The sequence below is a fragment of the Sphingobium sp. Ant17 genome (assembly GCF_000588875.1).
Lineage (GTDB): Bacteria > Pseudomonadota > Alphaproteobacteria > Sphingomonadales > Sphingomonadaceae > Sphingobium.
Genome location: NZ_JEMV01000003.1, coordinates 45,738 through 69,428 on the forward strand (window position 1 = coordinate 45,738; position 23,691 = coordinate 69,428).

General features: G+C 64.9%; 23 protein-coding genes, 1 tRNA gene and 4 pseudogenes. 13 read left to right on the plus strand and 15 right to left on the minus strand.

Going from position 1 to position 23,691, the window contains the following annotated elements; genetic code table 11:
- Window positions 1–36 precede the first annotated feature (36 nt).
- The 6 genes and pseudogenes from BF95_RS02590 to BF95_RS02610 all read right to left on the minus strand — a co-directional run bounded on the left by BF95_RS02590 (window position 37) and on the right by BF95_RS02610 (window position 3,927).
- Window positions 37–1,026, minus strand: coding sequence for a nucleotidyltransferase domain-containing protein (locus BF95_RS02590; protein WP_043149164.1), 990 nt, complete (start codon window positions 1,024–1,026; stop codon window positions 37–39).
- Window positions 1,023–1,886 (minus strand): HprK-related kinase A, encoded by an 864-nt coding sequence (locus BF95_RS02595; RefSeq protein WP_043149168.1) that lies wholly within the window; start codon window positions 1,884–1,886, stop codon window positions 1,023–1,025. The genes BF95_RS02590 and BF95_RS02595 overlap by 4 nt, the downstream gene beginning before the upstream one ends.
- Window positions 1,883–2,170, minus strand: a complete 288-nt coding sequence (locus BF95_RS02600) for an HPr-rel-A system PqqD family peptide chaperone (RefSeq protein WP_043149169.1) — start codon at window positions 2,168–2,170, stop codon at window positions 1,883–1,885. The genes BF95_RS02595 and BF95_RS02600 overlap by 4 nt, the downstream gene beginning before the upstream one ends.
- Window positions 2,171–2,232: 62 nt before the next feature.
- Complete coding sequence (locus BF95_RS28665; protein ID WP_327195398.1) at window positions 2,233–2,772, minus strand: glycosyltransferase; 540 nt, start codon at window positions 2,770–2,772, stop codon at window positions 2,233–2,235.
- A complete protein-coding gene (locus BF95_RS28670; RefSeq protein ID WP_235209526.1) occupies window positions 2,700–3,392 on the minus strand; it encodes a glycosyltransferase in 693 nt (230 codons plus the stop codon). Before BF95_RS28670 ends, BF95_RS28665 begins: the two co-directional genes overlap by 73 nt.
- Before the next feature lie 110 nt (window positions 3,393–3,502).
- Window positions 3,503–3,927 (minus strand): annotated as a pseudogene (locus BF95_RS02610) (hypothetical protein).
- A 101-nt stretch (window positions 3,928–4,028) separates the two neighbouring features.
- On the opposite strand from BF95_RS02610, the gene BF95_RS02615 reads away from it, so the two are divergent.
- The 7 genes and pseudogenes from BF95_RS02615 to phoB all read left to right on the plus strand — a co-directional run bounded on the left by BF95_RS02615 (window position 4,029) and on the right by phoB (window position 11,333).
- Window positions 4,029–5,315: an ATP-binding protein gene (locus BF95_RS02615; protein WP_051519821.1), complete on the plus strand. Its 1,287-nt coding sequence runs from the start codon at window positions 4,029–4,031 to the stop codon at window positions 5,313–5,315.
- A 104-nt stretch (window positions 5,316–5,419) separates the two neighbouring features.
- A pseudogene (locus tag BF95_RS02620) lies at window positions 5,420–6,468 on the plus strand (substrate-binding domain-containing protein).
- 9 nt (window positions 6,469–6,477) lie between these two features.
- Window positions 6,478–7,871, plus strand: a pseudogene (gene pstC, locus BF95_RS02625) (phosphate ABC transporter permease subunit PstC).
- On the plus strand, window positions 7,868–9,112 hold the full coding sequence (gene pstA, locus BF95_RS02630) for a phosphate ABC transporter permease PstA (RefSeq protein WP_043149171.1): 1,245 nt from the start codon (window positions 7,868–7,870) through the stop codon (window positions 9,110–9,112). Before pstC ends, pstA begins: the two are co-directional and overlap by 4 nt.
- Before the next feature lie 49 nt (window positions 9,113–9,161).
- Window positions 9,162–9,908 (plus strand): phosphate ABC transporter ATP-binding protein PstB, encoded by a 747-nt coding sequence (pstB, locus tag BF95_RS02635; RefSeq protein WP_051519819.1) that lies wholly within the window; start codon window positions 9,162–9,164, stop codon window positions 9,906–9,908.
- A 22-nt stretch (window positions 9,909–9,930) separates the two neighbouring features.
- Window positions 9,931–10,629, plus strand: a complete 699-nt coding sequence (gene phoU / locus BF95_RS02640; protein WP_043149173.1) for a phosphate signaling complex protein PhoU — start codon at window positions 9,931–9,933, stop codon at window positions 10,627–10,629.
- A gap of 2 nt (window positions 10,630–10,631) precedes the next feature.
- Complete coding sequence (gene phoB, locus BF95_RS02645; RefSeq protein ID WP_037477010.1) at window positions 10,632–11,333, plus strand: phosphate regulon transcriptional regulator PhoB; 702 nt, start codon at window positions 10,632–10,634, stop codon at window positions 11,331–11,333.
- Between the two features lie 62 nt (window positions 11,334–11,395).
- On the opposite strand, the gene def is transcribed toward phoB, so the two are convergent.
- The 4 genes and pseudogenes from def to recR all read right to left on the minus strand — a co-directional run bounded on the left by def (window position 11,396) and on the right by recR (window position 13,585).
- Entirely contained in the window at window positions 11,396–11,926 is a 531-nt protein-coding gene (gene def / locus BF95_RS02650) for a peptide deformylase (RefSeq protein ID WP_043149174.1), read from the minus strand.
- A gap of 57 nt (window positions 11,927–11,983) precedes the next feature.
- Complete coding sequence (locus tag BF95_RS02655; RefSeq protein ID WP_043149175.1) at window positions 11,984–12,442, minus strand: VOC family protein; 459 nt, start codon at window positions 12,440–12,442, stop codon at window positions 11,984–11,986.
- A 161-nt stretch (window positions 12,443–12,603) separates the two neighbouring features.
- Window positions 12,604–12,915 carry a hypothetical protein gene (locus BF95_RS02660; RefSeq protein WP_443018321.1) on the minus strand — a complete coding sequence of 104 codons (312 nt, stop codon included), beginning with the start codon at window positions 12,913–12,915 and terminating at the stop codon, window positions 12,604–12,606.
- Between the two features lie 74 nt (window positions 12,916–12,989).
- Window positions 12,990–13,585, minus strand: a pseudogene (gene recR, locus BF95_RS02665) (recombination mediator RecR).
- Window positions 13,586–13,638: 53 nt separating this feature from the next.
- Between recR and fmt the strand changes: the two are divergent.
- Window positions 13,639–14,547 carry a methionyl-tRNA formyltransferase gene (gene fmt / locus BF95_RS02670; RefSeq protein ID WP_043149178.1) on the plus strand — a complete coding sequence of 303 codons (909 nt, stop codon included), beginning with the start codon at window positions 13,639–13,641 and terminating at the stop codon, window positions 14,545–14,547.
- Between the two features lie 13 nt (window positions 14,548–14,560).
- Window positions 14,561–15,322 (plus strand): tRNA pseudouridine(38-40) synthase TruA, encoded by a 762-nt coding sequence (gene truA / locus BF95_RS02675; RefSeq protein WP_043149271.1) that lies wholly within the window; start codon window positions 14,561–14,563, stop codon window positions 15,320–15,322.
- Here the strand turns inward: truA and BF95_RS02680 are convergent.
- Together BF95_RS02680 and BF95_RS02685 are read right to left on the minus strand one after the other, a co-directional pair.
- A complete protein-coding gene (locus tag BF95_RS02680; RefSeq protein ID WP_081764014.1) occupies window positions 15,252–16,241 on the minus strand; it encodes a GGDEF domain-containing protein in 990 nt (329 codons plus the stop codon). The genes truA and BF95_RS02680 overlap by 71 nt on opposite strands.
- Before the next feature lie 62 nt (window positions 16,242–16,303).
- On the minus strand, window positions 16,304–17,023 hold the full coding sequence (locus BF95_RS02685; protein ID WP_043149274.1) for a queuosine precursor transporter: 720 nt from the start codon (window positions 17,021–17,023) through the stop codon (window positions 16,304–16,306).
- Between the two features lie 68 nt (window positions 17,024–17,091).
- On the opposite strand from BF95_RS02685, the gene BF95_RS02690 reads away from it, so the two are divergent.
- Window positions 17,092–17,168, plus strand: a tRNA-Arg gene (locus BF95_RS02690).
- A gap of 53 nt (window positions 17,169–17,221) precedes the next feature.
- Here BF95_RS02690 and fsa read toward each other — a convergent pair.
- Window positions 17,222–17,875: a fructose-6-phosphate aldolase gene (gene fsa / locus BF95_RS02695; RefSeq protein WP_037480038.1), complete on the minus strand. Its 654-nt coding sequence runs from the start codon at window positions 17,873–17,875 to the stop codon at window positions 17,222–17,224.
- Between the two features lie 141 nt (window positions 17,876–18,016).
- On the opposite strand from fsa, the gene BF95_RS02700 reads away from it, so the two are divergent.
- From BF95_RS02700 to BF95_RS26055, 3 genes are read left to right on the plus strand one after another with little or no spacing between them, the layout of a single operon-like run.
- Complete coding sequence (locus BF95_RS02700; protein ID WP_043149182.1) at window positions 18,017–18,667, plus strand: DUF2490 domain-containing protein; 651 nt, start codon at window positions 18,017–18,019, stop codon at window positions 18,665–18,667.
- Between the two features lie 45 nt (window positions 18,668–18,712).
- Window positions 18,713–20,881 carry a primosomal protein N' gene (locus tag BF95_RS02705; RefSeq protein ID WP_043149183.1) on the plus strand — a complete coding sequence of 723 codons (2,169 nt, stop codon included), beginning with the start codon at window positions 18,713–18,715 and terminating at the stop codon, window positions 20,879–20,881.
- A complete protein-coding gene (locus tag BF95_RS26055; RefSeq protein WP_081764015.1) occupies window positions 20,881–21,084 on the plus strand; it encodes a DUF1289 domain-containing protein in 204 nt (67 codons plus the stop codon). Before BF95_RS02705 ends, BF95_RS26055 begins: the two co-directional genes overlap by 1 nt.
- Here the strand turns inward: BF95_RS26055 and BF95_RS02710 are convergent.
- Window positions 21,005–22,504, minus strand: coding sequence for a DUF1570 domain-containing protein (locus BF95_RS02710; RefSeq protein ID WP_235209527.1), 1,500 nt, complete (start codon window positions 22,502–22,504; stop codon window positions 21,005–21,007). The genes BF95_RS26055 and BF95_RS02710 overlap by 80 nt on opposite strands.
- An 84-nt stretch (window positions 22,505–22,588) precedes the next feature.
- Window positions 22,589–23,641, minus strand: a complete 1,053-nt coding sequence (gene ada, locus BF95_RS02715; RefSeq protein ID WP_043149276.1) for a bifunctional DNA-binding transcriptional regulator/O6-methylguanine-DNA methyltransferase Ada — start codon at window positions 23,639–23,641, stop codon at window positions 22,589–22,591.
- Window positions 23,642–23,691 lie beyond the last annotated feature (50 nt).

Sequence of the window (23,691 nt, forward strand, 5' to 3'; positions counted from 1 at the left end):
GGACAGCCGCCGGTGCCTGTCCCGCGTTACTGTATCTTAGCCGGGCCGGTGGCCCTTGCGCCATTTGGTCCAGAGGTGGCGGGCGAGCATCAGGGGCGGCATGCGGAGCCAGTGGGAGCGCAGGAAGAAGGCGAAGACAAGTAGCTTGCGGGTCTCGCTACCCCAGCCGTCGCGGGCGAGCAGGCGGGCGCGGACGAGGCGGTCCCACAGGGTCAGACGTGCGCCGTCGCCATAGAGGGCGAGCGCCAGCCGCCGTGCCTGCTGCACATGGGCGCGCAGGCCGTGCCGGGCGGCGCGCTGGTCCAACAGGGTCGGATCGCATTCAGCGAGCAGGCCATATATGTCCCACAGGTTGCGCAACCCGCCCTGCAGATCGCCATCGGCCAGCATATGCGCGGCGGCGTGACAGACGCGGTCTTCCGCCGAGAGCATATATAACCCATCGGCTATCGGTTCAGCGTCAGCGATCAGCGCCGCAGCATCGGGCCTGGGACGGGCGGTGAGCGGCAGGATGGTGTGATGCACATCGATCATCCGGTCGCGGGTGCGGTGGATCATCGGGGGGAGTTCGTGCATCCACTGGCGGTAATAGGCGTCGTCATAGGCGTCTTCCTTCACCCATTCCCAGCCCGCCGCGATCAGCGCTTGCTCGACCGCCGCGAGCCGGTCGCGCGGCACGAGGATGTCGAGGTCACCGATGAAGCGCCCCTGCCCTGCGCGCAGCCGCGCTGCCGCATAAGCGGTGCCCTTGAGCAGGATGACCCGCACATCGAGGGGACGCAGCGCCTGGACCGCGCGGTCGGCTTCCCACAAGGCCTGGCGCGCTTCGCGAGCGGCGTCGGTGCGCGCGTCGGCGAGGATCGGCTGCACCGCTGGCGGCACCACGACGTCGGCGAGGCGGAAGGCCAATGTGCCGATCAGCCGTTCCGCGCGCGCTGCGGCGATCAGGCCGTTCCAGCCTGTCGCATCGAGTGTCGCGACGGACGCGGGATCGCGCAGCGCGCGTACCAACAGCGCGGCGCTCATACCCGTTCCTCCCACAACGTTTCGACCATGGCGATGGCATCTGCGCCGGTGGGGAAGTCGATGGCGCGAGCGGGCACATCGCGCACGAAGCGGGTCAGGGCGGCGAAGGCGGGTTCGCCGAGCGCAACATAGTTGGTCGAGGCTTGAGTGAGGCGCATGAAGATTTCGCCCTGCCCGACCGGCCGGATATCGGGCGCATGGCCGAAGCGGGGGAAGAGCAGCAGGGCGGGCATCGCCCCCTCCCCCATGCGCGCGACGGCATCGGCGCGAGGGACCATGTGGCGGATGTCGCCCTTGGCGGTGGCGGCGAGCAGCGGTCCCATGCGGGCCTCGCCCACCGTATCGGCGACGACCTCGATCGCGCGGTTCTTGAGGCTGACGAGGCGAGGGAAAGGCAGGATCGCACCGCTGTCGAGATCAAGCAGGGCAAATTCATCGCCCATGAAGCGCCAGCCGCGCTCGCCCAGCAGTGCCGCGAGGGTGGATTTGCCCGACCCGGATTCGCCGGTCATCACCAGTACGCGGCCGTCCTTTTCGACGCTCGATGCGTGGAGCAGCAAGTGCCGCCGCCAGCCGAGCGCCATCTGAAGGTTCATGCCCATCTCCGCCGCCAGCAGACCGTGGGACAGACTCATCGGCGCGGCATCGGCCAGGCCATGGTCGCCAGTGATGAAGATGGAGGGGCGAACCCAGCGACGCAGCATACTGGTCGGCTGGAGCCGGACGGTGAAGTCGGCGATTTGTCCCGTCACATCGGGATAGGCGGCGTAGAGGCGTTGCAACTGCGCGATCGGCTGCGGCCAGGCCGCGCCGATGCGGAAGGTGGCGGGGCCGATGCGCAGGGTCAGCGCATGCTTCATGCCGGACGCACCAGACCGAGCGCGGCCAGCGCGTCGAGATGGGCGGCGATTTCGGCGAGCGCTTCGTCGGGTGAGCCGAGGTCGAATTCCTGCGCCAGCCGGTCATGCAACGCCTGCGCGGTGACGGGCGTGCCATCGGCCATGCGGTCAAGCAGTTCGGGGACCGGGCTGATGACCATATGGGTCTGGCCCGACCGGCGATGATAGAGCAGGGTCAGGTCTTCGAGCGCGCAACTGAGCAGCGCGTCGGCCGTATCGCGTCGATAGGATAGGCTGTTGTCCATAGTCCGGTACCCTGCTGCTTTGGCTCCCCCTAGCGCGGAAGCGTAGCCAAGTGCCTAACGCATCAAGGCAAGGCTGGCGATGGCAGGGCGTGGGTTTCGGGCCGGTCGGCCAGCGCCGCGAAGGCGCGCCAATAGCCGTCGAGGGCGCGATCGACGCGATGATCACGCACAGCGGCGGCGAGCGTTGCGGGGTCGGCGGGATGACGCAGCGCGCATTCGATGGCGCGGGCGAAGGCGGCGGCGTCGCCAGTGGGCACCGGGGGATGCTGTCCGGCGGCGGCGAGGACCGGATGGATATTGGGCGTGCTGTCGGTTGCGACCACGCCTGCGCCGCAGGCCAGCGCTTCGATCAGGGTGGCGCAGAGACCTTCCCAGCGGGAGGGCTGGAGCAGCAGGTCGGCCTGCCCCATCAGCGAGGCGAGTTGCTGCGGGTCGCTGACGAAGCCTGCGAAACGGACGCGATCAGCGATATCGAGCGTGGCGCATCGGTGCTGGAGGTCGGCCAGCAGCGGACCCTGGCCTGCGATCGTCAACTGCCAGTCGAGATGGGGGAGCCTGGCCAGCGCTTCGAGGGCCGTTGCCTGATCCTTTTGCGCGGCCAGCGTCCGACCATCAGCAGGCGCACCGGCGCGGCGGGGTCGCGGGGCAAGCGGGCGGCGCGGGCCTGGTCCATGATGGGGGTCACGGTCGGGCGCGGCAGCAGGCGCACGGGGCCGCTATCGGCCAGCAGGGCGCGATCATGTTCGCCCATCACGATGGTCAGGGCGCTCAGCCGGGCGATAGCACGGAAGCGGAGAAGCCTTGCCCGGGCAGCGAGGCCGTCACTGCCGGGGCGTTGGATCGGGTTGGAAATGCGCGCGACCGCCTGCGTCATGGTGCCCAGCGCCGCGAGCGCGACCAGCATATTGCTCTGGTTGCCCGCTGAATAGAGGATGTCGGGGCGATGCCGCCGGACAAGCCGCACGAGCGCGGGCCATTGCGCGATCATTGCCAGCCGCCGGTTGCCGCCGGGCGCGGGGATGCGGCGGACGGTCAGCGCCGGATCGATCAGATGCGCCGTCGGCCCATCGGTGCGGGCCATCCACAATTCGACGCGCACGCCCCGATGCAGAAGATGGTTGGCGAGCAGAATGGCGACCCGATCAAGGCCGCCGTCGCCGGGTTCGTACAGATAGACCGCCACGGACAGAGCATGCGCCGGGGATCGGCGGACGTGGAACATGCAGCTACCCTTGCGTTGGATCGAACCTTTGCAGGTTCGACGTCCTCAACGTCGGGAAGCCGTATTCGGTCTGATCCTTATGGGTAGTGCCGTCGCGAAAAAGCGGCGCTTTAGCGCGGCATTTGCAGCGAGGCGTAGCAGGTGAAGCCGCTCTGCCCCGATTGGAGGCGGCGGATATAATTGAGATAGGCCTGGTTCTGCTGATAGCTGGTGCCGGGCAGCGGGCGGCCTCGCAAGGCTTGCTTCACCTGTTCGCCGGTGAAGCTGCGCCCGGTGCCGGGAAAGGCGCCGGGGGTGCCCGCAGGGACGACATGCCCATTGGGCGCGATGAAATTGCCCGCCCGACCATTGTCGGGCACGGGGATGGTGCAATTGAGCACCGAGCGGCGGTGTTAGCCAGCGCGGGGCGGATCGACACGATGGCGGATGCCGCCATTGCCCCGCCCATCAACAATTGGCGACGCGAGGCGACGGCCGGTTCAGCGGCGGTTTCGTCCGTCTGGGGACCGTCCTGATCGGGCATCTGCTCGCTCATATCGTCCTGTTCCGCATCTCGCACTTGCCAAAGCGTAATGATTGCACGCTATTGGGCTTAGGTCTTCGCAGTGTTTGCGCGACAAATCCAGTGCGGTAACCATGAATCGACTCAGCATTTCCCAGATTACCGCGTCGCTTGCCGTGCTTATGCTGGGCACCGGCGGCGCCTTGTTGCTCGGCGCTTCACCTGTTAGCATCGCCCTGCCGATCCTGGCCGGGCTGATCGTGCTGCTGATCGCGGCGCATGGCCACGACCCGGAGCCCGACCTGCCCGCCCCCCCGATCGAACAGCCCGACCTGATCGACCATCCCGATTTCCCGACCTTGCTGGAGGGGATTTCCGATCCGCTGATGCTGGTGGAAAAGGGGCGGATCGTGCGCGCCAATCGTGCGGCGCAGCGCCTGCTGGGCGCGCATATCGAGGGGGATGATGCGCGCATCGCCATCCGCCATCCCGCCGCCGCGGAACGACTGGCGAGCCTCGCACCGCTAGCCGATCCGTTCATGATCGAACTGGTGGGCCTTGGCACCCGCGAACAGCGTTGGCAGATGCGCGTCGCCCCCGTCGGCGCGGTGACGTCGATGCGGCGGCTGGTGCATCTGGTCGACCATAGCGGCACCCATGCGGCCGAGCGGATGCGCGTCGATTTCGTCGCCAATGCCAGCCACGAGCTGCGCACACCGCTGGCGGGGATATTGGGCTTCATCGAGACGCTGGCCGACCCGGAATTGGGCAAGGACCATGAGACGCGGCAACGCTTCCTCAAGATCATGGACGGCGAAGCGCGGCGGATGCAGCGATTGATCGACGATCTCATCTCGCTCTCGCGGATCGAGGCGGAGAAATATCGGGCGCCCGACAGTGCGGTGGACCTGTCCGAACTGGTCGCCGAAGTCGTCGGTGTGTTCCGGTCCAGCCATGGCGTGCGCGGGCGGGACGTCGAGATGGACATCGCCCACTCGCTGCCGCTGGTGCTGGGCGACCGGGCGCAATTATCGCAACTGGTGCATAATCTGATTGGCAATTCGATCAAATATGGTCGCCCCGAAACGCCGATCCGCGTCACCTTGACCGAGGGACCAAGCGGCATGACGCGGCTGGCGGTCGCAGACGAGGGCGAAGGCATTGGCCCCGATCATCTGCCGCGCCTGACCGAACGCTTCTATCGCGTCGATTCGGGACGGAGCCGGGCGATGGGCGGAACGGGGCTTGGCCTCGCCATCGTCAAACATATCGTCGAACGGCATCGTGGGCGGCTGGATATTGCCAGCACCCTGGGCAAGGGCACGACCATCACCATATTGTTGCCGCCCGCAACGGATGATGGGGTGACGAAGGCCGATGAGCGGCGGCGGCCATCCGCGCTTTCCGGTACAGTGTCATGAAATTGAAACCCGACCGTCACAAAGCCGCGATGGTCCGCAGCTAGACGCGTCGCCATGGGGGGCGGCGAAGAGCGAATCGCGGCCATAGTTGATGGAGGTTTCCCGTGATGAGATTCGCGTTGCTCGCTGCTACGGCGCTGAGCGTCCTTAGCCTGGCCGCTTGCGGCGATCAGGGCGGCGCGGGCGCGACCCGTGACCAGATTCGCGCGGTTGGCTCCTCCACCGTCTATCCCTTCGCCACCGCAGCATCCGAACTGTTCGTGCAAACCAATGCGGGCATGAAGTCGCCGATCATCGAATCGACCGGCACCGGCGGCGGCATGAAGTTGTTTTGCAGCGGCGTTGGCGCGCAATATCCCGATATGGCCAATGCATCGCGCCGGATGAAGAAGACCGAGTTCGATATGTGCCAGACCAATGGCGTCAAGGACATCATCGAGGTGCAGATCGGTGTCGATGGCCTTGCCTTTGCAGAGGCCAAGAACGGCCCTGGCTACAAACTGACCCCCAAGATCGTCTATGAAGCGCTGGCTGCCAATCCCTATGGCAAGGGGCCGAACAAGGCCCAGACCTGGAAGGATGTCGACCCCAGCCTGCCCGCCATTGCCATTTCGGTGTTCGGCCCGCCGTCCACCAGCGGCACACGCGATTCGCTGGCCGAGTTGATCCTGGAAAAGGGCTGTGAGAGCGATCCGGCGATGACGGCGCTCAAGGAAAAGAGCGAGGACGAGTTCAAAGCGACCTGCACCCGCGTTCGCGAGGACGGCAAATATGTCGATTCGGGCGAAAACGACAATCTGATCGTGCAGAAGCTGGGCGCCAACCCCAACGCGGTCGGCGTGTTCGGCTTCAGCTTCCTGGAAGAAAATCGCGCGACATTGAAGGATATTCCCATCGATGGATCGAAGCATCCTATGAGACCGTATCCTCGGGCCAATATCCCGGTGCGCGGCCGCTCTACATTTATGTGAAGAAAGCGCACATGGCCGCCATTCCTGGCCTTCAGGGATTTCTTGACGCCTTCGCCAATAATTGGGCACCGGGCGGTGCGCTGACCAAGCGCGGCATGGTCGCTGCCCCCGAAGACGTCCGCAAAGCGAATGCGCAAACCGTCAAGGCACTGACCGTGCTTGACGGCGCGCAGCTGAAATAAGCGAAGCCCATGACCGGACCTGCAATTCTTCTGCTGCTCGTTGGCCTGGGCGCGATCGCCTGGGTTAGCGCCCGTGCCCGCGCCATGCGCTTGCAAGCGGTGGCACGGACCACCGGACGGCGCGACGCCGTTCACAGCCTGCCAGGCTATCATGCTGGTATGTGGCGCTATGGACGCTGTTGCCCGCCGCCATTTTCCTGATCATATGGGCCAATGTGTCGCCAAGCCTGGTGACGCAGGCGGTTTTGACCGATCCGGCGGCGCAGACCTTGCCAGCCAATGATTTCACCCGCTCGGCCATATTGGGCGAAGCGCGCGCGATCGCATCGGGACGACAGGCCGGGGCCTTCAATCCGGCCTCGGAGGCGCTGGTCGAACCTTATGCGCGCGCGCTCGACAAGTTCGGTTTGGCGGGCGCGATCCTGGCACTGGTGCTGGCCTTTGCCGGGGGTGCCTATGCCTTCACCCGCATCCGCCCCGATTTCCGCGCCCGCACCCGGGTCGAGCGGTTGGTGATGGCCTTGCTACTGGTGGCGTCGCTGCTGGCGATCGTAACGACCGTCGGCATCGTCGCCTCGCTATTGTGGGAAAGTTTTCGCTTCTTTTCGATGGTCAATCCGATCGACTTTTTGTTCGGGACCAAATGGAGCCCGCAATCGGCCGCAATGGGCTATGGCAATGAGGATGCGTTCGGTGCGATCCCGCTCTTCTGGGGCACGATCTTCATCGGCGCGATCATCGCCATGATCGTCGCGATCCCACTGGGCCTGATGAGCGCGGTCTATCTGACCCAATATGCCAGCCCGACGGTCCGCCGTTGGATGAAGCCAACGCTGGAGATGCTCGCGGGCGTGCCAACGGTGGTCTATGGCTATTTCGCGGCGCTCACCATTGCGCCGGCGTTGCGCGATTTTGCGGTGATGATCGGCATTTCCGGCGCATCGTCGGAAAGCGCGTTGGCCGCCGGCCTGGTCATGGGCGTGATGATCATTCCCTTTGTCTCCTCCATGGCCGATGACAGCATCGCCGCGGTGCCGCAGTCGATGCGCGACGGCAGCCTGGCGATGGGTGCTACCACCAGCGAGACGATCAAACGCGTCCTCATCCCCGCCGCCCTGCCCGGCGTCGTCGGCGGCGTGTTGCTCGCCGTCAGCCGTGCCATCGGCGAGACGATGATCGTCGTCATGGCCGCAGGGCTTGCCGCCAACCTGACGCTCAACCCCTTCTCCAGCGTGACCACGGTGACGACGCAGATCGTCCAGTTGCTGACCGGCGATCAGGAGTTCGACAGCGCCAAGACGCTGGCCGCCTTCGCTCTGGGGCTGGTCCTGTTCATCATCACCTTGTTGCTCAACATCGTGGCCCTGCGGGTCGTGAAGAAATATCGCGAGGCTTACGAATGACCGTCGAACGTCTGCCCACCGACTGGAAGTCGGAGGCGATGCGCAAGCGGATTGCGGGACGCTATGCCAAGGAACGCCGCTTTCGGCTGATCGGCTTAGGGGCCGTGACGCTGTCCGCCGCTTTCCTGGCTTTCCTGCTCTTCACCATGATGGGCAATGGCCTGCGCGGATTTACCCGGACCGAGATTGCCCTGACGGTCGATTTCCCGGCCGCGCCGCTGCTGCTCGATCCTGCCACGATCACCGATGAATCGCTCAATCAGGCGAACCTGCCGATGGTGACCAGCACCGTCGCCAAACAGGCGTTGGGGCCGGACGCGGACTCGCTGTTGTCCTCGACCGCCTGGATCACCATCCGCGATGCGATCAAGGCCGATCCGTCGATCCTGAGCCGGACCGAGACGATCGCCCTGCCTGCTTCGACCGGCATCGACCTGGCCGCCAAGAGCGAGGGTCCGCCCGAAGCCGAAGCCGCCGTCGCGCGATTGGAAAAGGCGGGCGTGCTGACGACCGGTTTCAACTGGAATTTCCTGTCGGCCAGCGACGGCACCGATCCGGCGCAGGTCGGCATCTGGGGCGCGTTCAAGGGCACGTTGCTGACCATGCTGGTGACGCTGTTGCTGAGCTTCCCAGTGGGCGTGGCGACCGCCCTTTATCTAGAGGAATATGCGCCCAAGGCCTGGTGGACCGACATTATCGAAGTGTCGATCAACAATCTGGCCGCCGTCCCTTCGATCATCTTCGGCTTGCTCGGCCTATCGATCTTCCTCAACCTGCTGCATCTGCCCCGTTCGGCGGCGCTGGTCGGCGGCATGACGCTGGCGCTGATGACGATGCCGGTCATCGTCATCGCCGGACGCAATGCGATCAAGTCGGTGCCACCCAGCATCCGCGACGCAGCGCTCGGCATCGGGGCCAGCCCGGTGCAGGTGGTGTTCCAGCATGTCCTGCCGCTCGCCCTGCCCGGCATCCTGACGGGCACGATCATCGGCATGGCGCGCGCGCTGGGCGAGACCGCGCCGCTGCTGATGATCGGCATGCGCGCCTTCATCGCCACGCCGCCCGGCGGGATCAGCGATCCGGCGACCGTCCTGCCGGTCCAGATCTTCCTATGGTCCGACGAAGTGTCGAAGGGCTTTGTCGAAAAGACATCGGCCGCGATCATCGTGCTGCTGGCCTTCCTCTTGGCGATGAACGGCCTCGCCATCTATCTGCGCAACAAGTTTGAAACACGGTGGTAAATACACCCATGACCCAAGACCAAATCAATCTGCTATCGCCAACCCCAAAATGTCGGCGCGCGACGTCAATGTCTTCTATGGTGAGAAGCAGGCGATCAAGCGCGTGTCGATCGATGTCGACATGGACCATGTCACCGCCTTCATCGGCCCTTCGGGCTGCGGCAAGTCAACCTTCCTGCGGACCTTGAACCGTATGAACGACACAGTCGCTTCGGCGCGGGTCGAGGGCGATATCACGCTGGATGGCGAAGATATCTATGCCGCGTCCATGGACGTGGTGCAGTTGCGCGCGCGGGTGGGGATGGTGTTCCAGAAGCCCAACCCGTTCCCCAAGTCGATTTACGAGAATATCGCCTATGGGCCGCGCATCCACGGCCTGGCCGCGTCGAAGGCGGATATGGACGTGGTGGTCGAAAAATCGCTGCGTCGTGCGGGCCTGTGGGAAGAGGTCAAGGATCGGCTGCACGACAGCGGCACCGCACTGTCGGGCGGCCAGCAGCAGCGGCTGTGCATTGGCCGCGCGATCGCGGTCGAGCCCGAAGTCATCCTGATGGACGAGCCCTGTTCAGCGCTCGACCCGATCGCGACCGCCAAGATCGAGGAACTGATCCACGAACTGCGCGGCCGCTATGCGATCGTCATCGTTACCCACAATATGCAGCAGGCCGCGCGCGTATCGCAGCGGACGGCCTTCTTCCATCTGGGTGAGCTGGTGGAATATGGGGTGACGTCGGACATCTTCACCAATCCGCGCCAGGAGCGGACCAAAGATTATATCACCGGTCGTTACGGCTGATCGGCGCGGAGAGAGACAAGACATGGCAGAACATACGATCAAGGCGTTTGACGACGACATCGACAGGCTGCGCGGCCTGATCTCCGAAATGGGTGGTCGCGCCGAGGCCGCAATCGAAAATGCGATGTTGGCGCTGCAGCGGCAGGATCTGGCGCTGGCGGCCGAGGTGGTTCAGGGCGACAAGCGCATCGACGCGATCGAGGCGGAGGTCGAGAAGCTGGTGATCGAGGTCATCGCGCTGCGCGCGCCGATGGCCAACGACCTGCGCGACGTGATCGCCGCGCTCAAGATCGTCAGCGTGATCGAGCGGATCGGCGACTATGCCAAGAATATCGCCAAGCGTGTGCCGTTGATCGACACCAACAAGCGGTTGTTGGAGCCGATGTCGCTGCTCCCCTCCATGGGGCAGGTCGCGGCCGAGATGGTGCATGATGTGCTCAACGCTTATGCCGCGCGTGATCCCGACCTGGCCCAGGCCGTGGTCGATCGCGACGCGGTGGTCGATGATTTCTACAACAGCGTGTTTCGCACGCTGGTGACCTTCATGGTCGAAAACCCCAAGACGATCAGCGAATGTGCGCAATTGCTGTTCGTCGCCAAGCATATCGAGCGGATCGGCGATCACGCCACCAACGTCGCCGAGATGGTCTATTATGCCGCGACCGGCCAGACCATGCCGGAGCGGGAACGCGGCGGCACTGACGCCCAGGCGGAGATCTGACCATGGCACGGGCCAAAATGCTGCTGGTGGAAGATGACGCGGCGCTGGCCGAATTGCTCATCTGGCATTTCAAGCGCGAGGATTTCGACGTCGCCCATACGGTCGATGGCGAGGAAGCCTTGCTGATGGCGCAGGAGAATGTGCCAGACATCGTGTTGCTCGACTGGATGGTCGAAAGCCTGTCGGGGATCGAGGTCTGCCGTCGACTGCGGCGGATGACCGGCACCGCCAATGTGCCGATCATCATGCTGACCGCGCGCGGTGAGGAAGAGGATCGCGTCCGTGGCCTGGAAACCGGGGCGGACGATTATGTGACCAAGCCCTTTTCGCCCCGCGAACTGGTGGCGCGGGTCGGCGCGGTGCTGCGCCGGGTGCGTCCGGCGCTGGCGGGTGAGACGCTGACCTTCGCCGATGTCGAGATGGACACGGTGGGGCATAAGGTGCGGCGCGGCGGACAGGTGATCCCGCTGGGGCCGACCGAATTCCGGCTGCTCAAGCATTTCCTGGAGCATCCGGGCTGGGTCTTCTCGCGTGAGCGGCTGCTCGACAGCGTGTGGGGGCAGGATAGCGATATCGAGCTGCGCACGGTCGATGTGCATATCCGCCGCTTGCGCAAGGCGATCAATGCCGATGGCGTCTATACCGACATCATCCGCACGGTGCGGTCGGCGGGCTATGCGCTGGATACCGACGGCGTAGCATGAAACATCAGGACGCCCTGGCCAGCGTGGCCGGGGCGTCCCATTGTCTGGGATCAGGGTCTGGATCAGGCCGCGCGGCGGGCCTTGGTCAGCTTCTTGAGCAGCATGTCGCGCTTCATGCGCGAAAGATGGTCGATGAAGAGCACGCCCTCCAGATGGTCCATCTCATGCTGAAGGCAGGTGGCGAGCAGCCCTTCGAGCTGTTCCTCATGGATGCGGCCATCACGATCCATCCAGCTGGCGCGGATCGTGGCGGGACGCTCCACCTCGGCATATTGCTCGGGGACCGACAGGCAGCCCTCATTATAAACTGACAGATCCTGTGATTCGCGCAGGATTTCCGGGTTGATGAAGACCATCGGCCGTTTGACCGGCAGCGCATCCTCCGCATCCGATTCGGGTTCCTGCAGGTCCATGACCAGCACCCGCTTGGGCACACCGACCTGGATCGCGGCGAGCCCGATGCCGGGCGCATCGTACATCGTTTCGAACATATCGTCGATCAGCCGTTGCAGATCGTCATCGATCGCCTCGACTGGGGTGGAAATGGTACGCAGGCGCGGATCGGGCGCCTCAAGGATTGGAAGTATGGCCATGGTGACAAAATAGCGGAATGGCGCGGAATTTCAAGCCGGGCGGCGAGACGACGACGGCTATTCGCCCAGCCATTCATCGATCGCGGGCTTGAGCGCATTGGAGATCAGTTCGACCAGCAGCGCGCCGTCGGGCGAAGCGAGATAGGCGATGAGGCCATAGCCCTCCTCTGGCGCGGCATTGGCGGCGCGCACGGTCCAGCCCAGATCGACCAGCCGTGCGGTTTCGGCGGGCAGGTCATCGACCCAGACGCCGATATGACGGGCCGTTTCGGCGCTGGCGGGGTCATAGAAAGGCCCCTGTCCCTGCACCAGTTCGATGTGGATCGGGCCGCCCAGCGAGTAGGTGGCGCGCACGCGGAGGTCGCGCAGGCCGTCTTCCGGCGTCCAAAAAGGCAGCGGGTCGAAATCGCGGACGGGTGCGAAGGTAAGCCCGAGCGCCGCGCCATAGTCCGCGACCGCGCGGTCGATATCGGCAACGGCAATGCCCTTATGATGGGTGCGGGTCAGGTCGATCATCGGGGCATCCTTCCTATGGTTCTCTGGGTCGGTCTAGCGGAAACGGTGGGCTGGGACAGCTAGCGGCTTTCGCAGGGGGGCCGAACAGGAAGGCAGACCCTCACCCAACCCTCTCCCGTGAAAAACGGGAGAGGGCTAAGAGGGCAGAGCGCCTCACTCCTTTAATTACCTTCCGCGTCGACGGTGAACACCATGGGTTTGCCGCGGGAGGTGGGTTCCCAGCCGGCTTCCAGCGCGGCGCGGATGCCGCGGGCGATGATGGCGTCGTTGATCTGGAGACGGCCACGTTGCAGGCCTTTCAGCAGGCGCTTGGGCGGCGGAAATTCGAGGAGCGCGCCGCGTTGCGTGTCTTTCTGCTGCAAGGCGATGGCCATGCCTTTCCACCCGTCAATGTCGCTCCATTGGGGTTCGCGGCGGAGTTCCCATTCATAGGTTTCGCCATCGACGTCGATGATACCGGCAAGGTTGTGCATATTTTGCATGGCCTGCGCATAGCAGGACTGGCGGGATAGGCCAGCTATTGCGGTGAGACTTGCGCGGTTGCCCCCTACCCCACCGGCCTTCTGGCGCGGAGTGCCTGGCGAGCGTGCCTTCGTCGAGATAGTCGAGTTCGCCGCCGACGGGCACGCCATGGGCCAGTTGGGTCAGCCGAATGGGGAAGCGTTCGAGCCGTTCGGCGAGATAATGGGCGGTCGTCTGGCCTTCGAGCGTGGCGTTCATGGCGAGAACGACCTCGTCCACCCCGCCCTGTTCCAGCCGGGTGACCAGCGCGTCGATGGTCAAGTCCTCCGGCCGGATGCCTTCGAGCGCGGACAGCCGCCCGCCCAGCACATGGAAGCGGCCGGGGAAAAGCCGCGACTTATCGAGCGCCCATAGATCCGCAACATCCTCCACCACGCAGAGCGCGCGTGGATCGCGGCGCGCATCCTTGCAGATGCCGCAGGGATCGACCGTGTCGACATTGCCGCAGACATGGCAGGTGACGAGCCGCTCGTTCACCGCCTCCAGCGCGCGCAATAGCGGGGCCATCGCCACCTCGCGCTTCTTGATGAGGTGCAGCACCGCGCGGCGCGCCGAGCGCGGCCCAAGGCCGGGCAGGCGGGAGAGCGCCTGGGTCAACGCTTCGATTTCGGGAGAGGCCATGCTGTGAGATAAGGGGTTGCAACCCGTCCCGACAAGAGCTTTGAGCAATTGCTATGCGTATCATTTATATGGGCACTCCCGAATTCGCGGTTCCCGCACTCGACGCGCTGATGGCGGCGGGGCATCAGATCATGGCGGTCTATAGCCAGCCGCCCCGCCCCGCCGGACGCGGCAAGGCATTGCGGCCCTCCCCCGTCCACCAACGGGCCGAAGCGCTCGGGATAGAGGTGCGGACGCCCGTGTCGCTGAAAGACCCGGAGGTGCAGGCCGCCTTTGTGGCGCTCGACGCCGATGTCGCGGTGGTGGCGGCCTATGGCTTGATCCTGCCGCGCGCGATTCTCGCTGCGCCAAGCCACGGCTGCATGAATATCCATGCGTCGCTGTTGCCGCGCTGGCGCGGGGCAGCACCGATTCAGCGGGCGGTATTGGCGGGCGACAATGTCACCGGCGTCACCATCATGGATATGGAAGCGGGTCTCGACACCGGGCCGATGCGGGCCAAATATGTGACGCCCGTGGAGGGCAAGACGGCAGGCGCACTGACCGACGAACTGGCAGTGGGGGGCGCGGCGCTGATGGTGGAGGTGCTGGACGACATCACGCTGCACCCGGCCATGGCGCAACCGGACGAAGGCGTGACCTATGCCGCCAAGATCGACAAGGCCGAAGCGCGGATCGATTTCACGCGCTCGGCGATTCAGGTCGAGCGACAAGTTCGCGCCTTCAATCCCTTCCCCGGCGCCTTTTTCGAATATGGCGGGGAGCGGTTCCGCATATTGGCGGCGCATGTCGAGCATGAGGATGGTGCAGCGGGCGCGATGCTGGACGATGCGCTGCTGATCGGCTGCGGCCATGGCGCGATCCGCCCGACGCTGATCCAGCGCGCGGGCAAGGCGGCGATGACGCCGGACGACTTGCTGCGCGGGTTCGACATGCCGACGGGGAGCCGGGTGGATGGATGACCCGGAGACGGGCCTGACCCGCTTCGCGTTCACGGTCGAATTTGACGGGCGGCCCTTCATGGGGTGGCAGCGGCAGAGCCATGGGCCAAGCGTGCAGCAGGCAATCGAAGATGCCATTCATGCGATGACCGGGGAGCAGGTGGCGGTGCATGCCGCCGGACGAACCGACGCGGGCGTTCACGGGCTGGCGATGCGGGCGCATGCCGATGTGGCCAAGACGATCACCCCGTTCCGGCTGATGGAGGGGATCAACGCGCTGATGCGGCCGCATCCGGTGGCGATATTGGCGTGCGAGGTCGTGCCCAATGATTGGCATGCGCGCTTTGCCTGCCTTGGTCGATCCTATGTCTATCGCATCGTCAATCGCCGCGCGCCGCTGACGGTCGAACGGGGGCTGGCCTGGCAAGTAGCGCAGCCGCTGGACGCCGACGCAATGCAGGCGGCGGCGCAGTTGCTGGTGGGGCTGCATGATTTCACGACGTTTCGGTCGGCCCATTGCCAGTCGGCCAGCCCGGTCAAGACGCTCGACCGGCTTCATGTGGAGCGGGACGGCGAGCGCGTCGCCATTCATGCGAGCGCGCGCTCCTTCCTGCATCATCAGGTGCGGTCGATGGTCGGGTGCCTAGCGCTGGTGGGCCTGGGACGCTGGTCTGCGGATGATCTGCGCGCGGCGCTCGATGCGAAGGACCGCGCCGCGCTGGGGCTCAACGCGCCGCCCGACGGGCTTTATTTCGTGGCGGCACACTATCCGGGCCGGGAAGATCGCCGACCCTAAGCTGATTGCGGCCGCCGCGCTTGGCTGCAAGCATGGCCGTGTCGGCACAGTCGATCAGCGCTTCAAGGTCATGCGCCCCGCTCGCGGTCACCAGCCCGAACGAGCCGCTGATCCCGCCGCAGCGCGCAGTCAGAGCATGGCGCAATGCATCGCCCAGCGCTGCCGCTGTCGGCGCATCGCGCATGGGCAGCAGGAGCAGAAATTCGTCGCCACCCACCCGCGCGACGGCATCGATGGCACCTGTATGATCCATCAGCAGCCGCGCCACGTCGGCAAGGCAAGCGTCGCCCGCCGCATGGCCGCGGCTGTCGTTCAATTGCTTGAACCCGTCGAGATCGAGGAAGATGAGGCTGACCGGCTGACCGGTGTGCGCGGCATCAGCCAGAATGGCGTCAGCGCGGTTCGCCAGCCCCCGCCGGTTGAGCAGGCCGGTCAGCGGATCATGCACGGCTTCGAAACTGGCACGGCGCAGGTCGGACAGATCCTCGATCACTGCGACGAACAGTTCGGGCTGCCCCGCTGCGTCGCGCACCATCGACACGGTCAGGTTGACCCAGACGATACCGCCATCCGCGCGGATGTAGCGTTTTTCCAGGGTGTAACGCGGTATCTCGCCGGCATGGAGACGCGCCAGCAACGCTTCGTCGGTATCGAGATCGTCGGGATGGGTGATCCGCTGGAAACCGACCTGCAATAGCGTATCGGCATCATGCCCGCTGATTTCGCAGAATCGGGGGTTCACCAGCAGAAAGTGGCCATCCAGGCCCGCATGGGCGATGCCCACCGGCGCATGGTGAAAGGTCGCCTCGAACCGGCGCTGCGCCAGCGCCAGTTCGGCGACGAGATGGTCGTAAGAAATGGAGGCGACGCCTCCTTCGATGTTCGATTGGTCGAAATGCCGATGCGACTGCCTGCTCATGCCCCCTCATGCGACCGGGAGGGTAAACAGGGTCTTATCTCATGGTCGCGGGGTGAAAGAAATCAGAGCCGGGTGCGGAACGGGGTGAAGTTGGTGCCTGCGTCGTAAACGTCCAGCCCTTCGCGCCGCTTGAGCGCGTTGACGACGATGTAGGTGACGGGGGTGAGCAACGCTTCCCAGCCGACCTTCATCGCCCAGTTGGTGACCATGACGGTCAGCACCTGCGCATCGGTCCAGTTTCCGTAGAAGGCGAGCGGGTAGAAGAGCAGGCTGTCCACCCCCTGCCCCACGATGGTCGAGCCGATCGTGCGCATCCACAGATGCTTGCCCTGGGTCAGCAGCTTCATGCGGGCGAGGACGAAGCTGTTGGCGAGTTCCCCTGCCCAGAAGGCCGTGAGCGAAGCGAAGACGATGCGCCAGGTGCTGCCGAACACGGCTTCATAGGCTTCCTGCCCCGCCCAGCCTTCGGCCGGGGGCAGCACGACCACGACCCAGCTCATCAAGGCCATGAACAGCATCGCGGCAAAGCCCGCCCAGACGCAGCGGCGCGCGCGGGCATAGCCATAGACTTCGGTCAGCACGTCGCCGATCACATAGCCGAGCGGGAAGAAGAGGATACCAGCGCCAAAGGTGACGCCGCCCAGCGTCGATAATTTGGCTGCGCCGATCAGGTTGGAAAGCAGCAGGATCGCGACGAAGGCCGCCATCACGAAATCATAATAGCGTAGCGGCCGCGCACCCAGCGCGCCTGCATCGACCCTTTGAACCGCCCCGTCGCTCATCACGCCCTGCATATCGCACAGTCGGGTGATTGCAAGCTGTCCCCAGCGTCGCTATCGAGCCTGCCCAAGGCCCCGTAGCTCAACTGGATAGAGCACCCGCCTTCTAAGCGGGATGTTGCGTGTTCGAGTCACGCCGGGGTCACCATCCACCCAACAGCGGCGCTGGCGGGACAGCCTGAGCCATCCCGCCTTTGCAGATTACAGGATGGACTGGCCAGTCTTGGCCCAGTCCGCAGCGAAGCCTTCGAGCCCCTTGTCGGTCAGCACATGCTTGGACAGCATGCGGATGACGGCGGGCGGCGCGGTCATGACGTCGGCGCCGATCCGGGCGCTTTCCAGCACATGGATGGGGTGGCGGACGCTGGCGACCAGAATTTCGGTGTCGAAACCATAATTGTCGTAGATCAGGCGAATGTCCTGGATCAGCGCCATGCCGTCGAAGCCATTATCGTCATGGCGGCCGACGAAGGGCGAGATGAAGGATGCGCCGGCCTTCGCCGCGAGCAAAGCCTGATTGGCGGAGAAGCAGAGCGTGACGTTGACGAGCGTACCCTCGTCGGTCAGCGCCTTGCAGGTCTTGAGGCCATCGATGGTCAGCGGCACCTTGATGCAGACATTGTCGGCGATCTTGCGCAGAACTTCGGCCTCTTTCATCATCGTCTCATGGTCGAGCGCGACGACTTCGGCGGAGACGGGGCCGTCGACCAGGCCGCAAATTTCCTCGACCACTTCGAGGAAGGCGCGGCCCGACTTGTGGATCAACGACGGGTTGGTGGTCACGCCGTCGAGCAGGCCAGTGGCGGCGAGATCGCGAATGTCGGCGGTGTCGGCGGTGTCGACGAAGAATTTCATGGGTCTAGCGCTCCGGGGATGAATGAGTCGGTCCCCTTTAGCCGCTGGCCGCCGGTTTCGCCATCGTCGGCGGCGCAGGGCGGCAATTGCAACAAAGCGGCAACATGCATAAGGCGCGGACACCCCGCCAAAGGATATGCCATGATGCTGTGCCGACTGATCATTGCCGTGTCGGTGCTGGCCATGCCCCTGCCCGTTCATGCGGCGACAGAAGAAAGCCAGGCGTGGTTGACCGAGATGGTGACGATCAAGGCGGGGCCGGCGGACATCATCACGATCGATTCGAGCCAGCGCGCGCGGTCGGACGGCCGAAGCGGCGGCGAGCAGTTTCTCAGCCGCATCGCCATCGACCACCGTATCGCCCCGGCCGTGCAACTGGGCGGGGGCTTTGCCTATCTCAAGAGCGAGGCGGACGAAGAGCTACGATTGTTCCAGCAAGTGACGCTGACCAAGGGCATCTGGCAGAGCCGCACCCGGATGGAACAGCGTTTCTTCGACACGGTCGACGCGCCAGTGTGGCGGCTGCGCCAGCGGCTGCAGGCGAGCGTTCCGATCGATGCGGCCAAGCAATGGACGATGGTTGCTGCGACCGAAATCTTCTTCCACCTCAATCGCGGACGGCCCAACGACAAGACCGGCCTGGCGACGATGCGCCACCAAATCGGCCTGCGCCATCCGATCGCCAAGGGGGTCGATGCGCAGCTTCTATACATGCGGCAGCAGAGTTTTCGGGATGGACGGCCCGATGTCGTATCGCATGTGCCGTGGCTGACGCTGAGCTGGCGCATCTGACGCGCGGCATTTGCGTGGCGGGCGGGAGGGGCTAAGGACGGTCTTATGTCCCGCGCCCGTGTCCTCCTGCTCAATGCCGCCCTGGGGCCGCTCGACTATCGCGTGCCGCATGGGATGAGCGTGAAACCCGGCAGCATCGTCGTCGCGCCGCTGGGGCCGCGCCAGCTGGTGGGCGTGGTGTGGGAGGAGGAGAGCTTTCCCGATGTGGAGAGCGTGGGCGACAACCGACTGCGCAACTTGCTTGAACTGGTCGATGCGCCGCCCCTGCCCGCGCCACTGCGCCGCCTGATCGAATGGACGGCGGATTATTATCTCAGCCCTCCCGCCGCCGTGCTGCGGATGGCGCTGGCGTCGATGGCGGCGCTGGAGGGGACGCGTACCGTCATCGAATATAAGGCGACCGGGACGGTGCCCGAACGAATGACCGAGCAGCGCGCACAAGCGCTGGAGCGGATCGGCGAGCGGCAAGGGCTGGTGCGCGAACTGGCGATGATCGGCGGGGTCAGCGATGCGGTGATCCGTGGTCTCATCAAACAGGATGTGTTCGAGCCGGTCGAGGTGAGCGTCGATACGCCCTTCCCCCTGCCCGATCCCGATCATGCGCCGCCGGCCTTGTCGGACGCTCAAAAGACGGCGGCGACCACCATGGCCGATGCGGTGCGGGCGCAGGATTTTGCCCCCTTCCTGCTCGATGGGGTCACCGGGTCGGGCAAGACCGAGGTGTATTTCGAGGCGATCGCGGCGGCCATGCGCGCGGGGCGGCAGGTATTGGTGCTGCTGCCCGAAATTGCGCTGACCGAGCCGTTTCTGGAGCGGTTCGAAAAGCGGTTCGGCACGGTGCCGGTGAATTGGCATAGCGGGCTGCGCCAGACCGAGCGGCGGCGGGCGTGGCGGGCCATTGCGGCGGGCGAAGCGCAGGTGGTGGTGGGGGCGCGGTCGGCGCTGTTCCTGCCCTATCCCAACCTTGGCCTCATCGTCGTCGATGAAGCGCATGAGGCCAGCTTCAAGCAGGAGGATGGCGTCCATTATCATGCGCGTGACGTGGCGGTGATGCGCGGCCTCATTGAGAAATTCCCCGTCATCCTGGCGTCCGCCACCCCCGCGATCGAGACGCGGCATCAGGTGGAACTGGGCCGCTATGTCGAGATCAAATTGCCGTCGCGCTATGGCGGGGCGGAGATGCCGCATATCGAAGGCGTCAACCTGCTGACCGATCCGCCCGAACGCGGGCGCTGGATCGCGCCGCCGCTGGTCAAGGCGATCGACGAGACGATGGCAAAGGGCGAGCAGAGCTTGCTGTTCCTCAACCGGCGCGGCTATGCGCCGCTAACGCTGTGCCGCCATTGCGGCTATCGCTTCCAATGCCCCAATTGCACCGCCTGGATGGTCGAGCATCGGCTGTCGCATCGGCTGGCCTGCCATCATTGCGGCCATGTCGTGCCCGCGCCGCGCTTCTGCCCGGACTGCAAAGAGGAGGACAGCCTGGTCGCCTGCGGGCCGGGGGTCGAGCGAATCGCGGACGAGGTGAAGGCGCTGTGGCCGCTGGCGCGGATTGCCATCGCCACGTCGGACACGCTGTTTTCACCGGCCAAGGCGGCGGATTTCGTCAAGTCGGTGGAGGCGGGCGACATCGACATCATCGTCGGCACGCAGTTGGTCACCAAAGGCTATCATTTTCCGAACCTGACGCTGGTGGGGGTGATCGACGCCGATCTGGGGCTGGAGGGGGGCGACCTGCGCGCGGCCGAACGGACCTTCCAGCAGATCGTCCAGGTCGCCGGGCGCGCGGGGCGTGGGGCCAAGCCGGGGCGGGTGTTCATCCAGACGCGGATGCCCGGCAGCGAGGTCATTCAGGCGCTGATCGATGGCGACACCGAGCGATTCTATGCGGTGGAAACCGAGCATCGGCGGCGGGCCAACGCCCCGCCCTTCGGCCGCTTTGCCGCGATCATCATTTCGAGCGAGGATGCGGACGAGGCCGCGCAGGTGGCCCGGCTGATCGGCAAATCCGCGCCAGTGATCGACGGGATGCGAGTCTATGGCCCGGCCCCGCCTCCGCTGTCGGTCTTGCGCGGGCGGCATCGGCACCGGTTGCTGATCCACGCCACGCGGCAAGTGGATATCCAATCCGCGATCCGCGAATGGCTGAGTAACATTGTGTGGAAATCAGGGACGCGGGTGGCGGTGGACGTCGACCCCTATAGTTTCATGTGATGGAGACACCCTGCCGTAATTTGTGCGCGCTCGATGCCGCGCGCACGACCTGCACCGGTTGCGGGCGGACGATCGACGAGATCGTCCATTGGCGCAGCCTGACCGACGCGCAGCGCGCCGCCGTTATGATGCGGGTGCAGGACTTTGCGCCTTCGCCGCGCCCTTCGGCATTTTCGCCGCCTGCGCGTCGAACTGAGCCTTGAGCCGGATCGCACTGTCGCGCATTCCCGAACCATGGGGCGAGTAAGCGATCGGGTCGAGCAGGGTCGAGGCAGCGGCAAAGTCACCGCGAATCGCCATGGCATTGGCGAAATTGAAGCGGTAATTGGGGTTTTGCGGTAACAGGCTGAAGGCTTTGTAGAGACCATCATAGCCCAGGTCAGGCATTTTGCCGCCCCGCATCGCATGATAGCGATAGAAGAGCGCCAGCGGGACCGGGTCTTCTGTATCGGCGCGGTTGGCGCGGACGATCGATGTCAGCGCGGCCTTCCAGTCCTCCGGCTTGTCGCTATCGTTCGCGCGTTCCAACAGCACTTCCGCTCGGACGGCATAGCCGCGCGAGGATTGCGGATCGACGGCGATGGCACGGTCGGCAGCGGCGAGCGCGGCGTCCTTATCCTCGGCCTTCCATTCCGCTTCGGCCAATAAAGCCAGCGCATAGGCGTTGTCGGGATATTGGGCGGCGATGGTGCGGATGGCGGCGACGATGTCGGGCAGGTCTTCGGTCTTGGGGCGATGGGTGAGCCGCAGTTCCTCCTCCATCAACGCGGCCTGAGCCGGATCGACGGGATCGAGCGTGATCGCCCCGATCGCCAATTCCTTGGGCGTCAGCACGCTGATAAAATGCTTCTTCCGCATATAGGCCTTCACGTCCTTTTCCAGACCCTCCAGCCCACCTTCGAAATAGTCGGCCACGTCCATGTCCGGCGCGCCTTCTGCGACGCCCGTAAGATAGCGCCTTATTTCGTCTGCGCGGTTCGATTTATGCTGGAAATAATAATGGGTGAGCAGCCAGGCCGTGCCATAATAGCGGTCGCCATCGCGCTGGCTCAAACCCTTGGTGTCGCGCGCCAGCAGATCTTTGAGCGGATAGGGTTGGCCCAGCACCAATCCCGGCACCCGCGCCATTGGAATATGGCCGAACTGAATTGACCCGTCCTTCGGAAATTTCACGACCGAGAAAAATTCGGCGAACCCCTCCACGAACCAGGCCGGGTAAGCCGCCGGGAAATGATGGAGCATGAAATGATGGGCATATTCATGGAAAAGAATTTCCTCCGCCCCGATACCGAACTGACCGTTCTTGGCTTCACGGGAGAGGAAGGCATAGGCATTGCGGTTGGACGTGGTGTAAAAGCCCTTCAGATTGCGATTGTCCGCGAGATCCTGCACCTTGCGATCGTTGGACAATAGATAGACTTTGACCGTGCTGCCCTGCTGGGCGTCCGTCACATTATAGAGGCGGCGCAACAGAAAATCGAACTTCTCCAGCCGCTCGGCAAAGTCATGCAGCGTCCTGTCCTTGCCCTCGCTATAAACAGTGAAATGGTCGGTCCTGGCCTGCCACCAGTTCGCCTGTGCGACGCCGGGCAGCGCGAGCATCAGCGCAGCCAGGGCTTTCATCCAGAATCGCATCAAACCCCCCATATCCAAACCCGTCGCCAGAGTGGCCGAGCGATATGACGTTGGAAAGACCCAATCAATCCGCTACTCGCCCTTTTCGCGGGCAAGCAGCGCCTGCTTGCGATCCAGCCCCCAGGCATAGCCGCCCGGCGTCCCGTCGCTGCGCAGGACGCGGTGGCAGGGGATGAGGACTGCCAGAACATTGTCGCCACAGGCGCTGCCCGCCGCGCGGACGGCTTGGGGGCGACCGATCGAGGCCGCGACCTCGCTATAGCTGCGCGTTTCGCCCGGCGGGATGGCGCGCAGGGCCGCCCAGACGGCCTGCTGAAAAGCGGTGCCGCACACGTCGATCGGCAAATCGGGGGTTTCGCCGGCATGATCGACCAGCGCCACGACGGCCTGCGCCAATTGGTCGAGCGCCGCGTCGGCAGGCTGAAGATCGGCGTTGGGGAAGCGCGCGCGCAGTTCCGGCTCGCCCTCGCCGAAGCTGATACGGCACAGGCCACGCGCGGTCGCCGCGACCAAAAGCGGCCCCAGGCTGCTGTCGATCGTGCGCCAGCGGACAAGCGCCCCGCGCCCGCCATCCTTCCAGGCGCTGGGCGTCATGCCCAGATGGCGGTCGGCGTCGGCATAGGCGCGGCTGGGCGCATTATAGCCCGCCGCATAGATGGCGCTCGTCACGCTGCCGGGCACGTCCAGCGCAGCCTTCAATCGGTCGGCGCGCAGGGCGCGAGCATAGGCGGCGGGGGTGAGGCCCGTCTCGCGCTTGAACAGGCGGTGGAAATGATGCGGGGCATAGCCGACATGGGCGGCGATCGCATCCAGCCGGGGGGCGTCCTCCGCCGCCTCGATCAATGCCCGCGCCGCCGCGACGGCGATTCGGTCGCGGCCCACCTCGTCCGGGCGGCAGCGCAGGCAGGCGCGAAAGCCCGCTGCGCGCGCGGCTGCCGGATCGGGCAGGAAGCGCATATTTTCGCGTTTGGGATGGCGGGCGGCGCAGCTTGGCTTGCAATAGATGCCGGTGGTGGCGACGCAGCCGACGAAGCGGTCGTCCATGGTGCGGTCGCGCGCAACGAAGGCGGCCCAGCAGGTCGCGTCGTCAGGCATCGGGTCGGCAAGGGCGGTCATCAGGGTCATGCCTATGGAATAGTCGCTGGCGTTTGGCCATGCTTCCCTTGTCTTGCTTT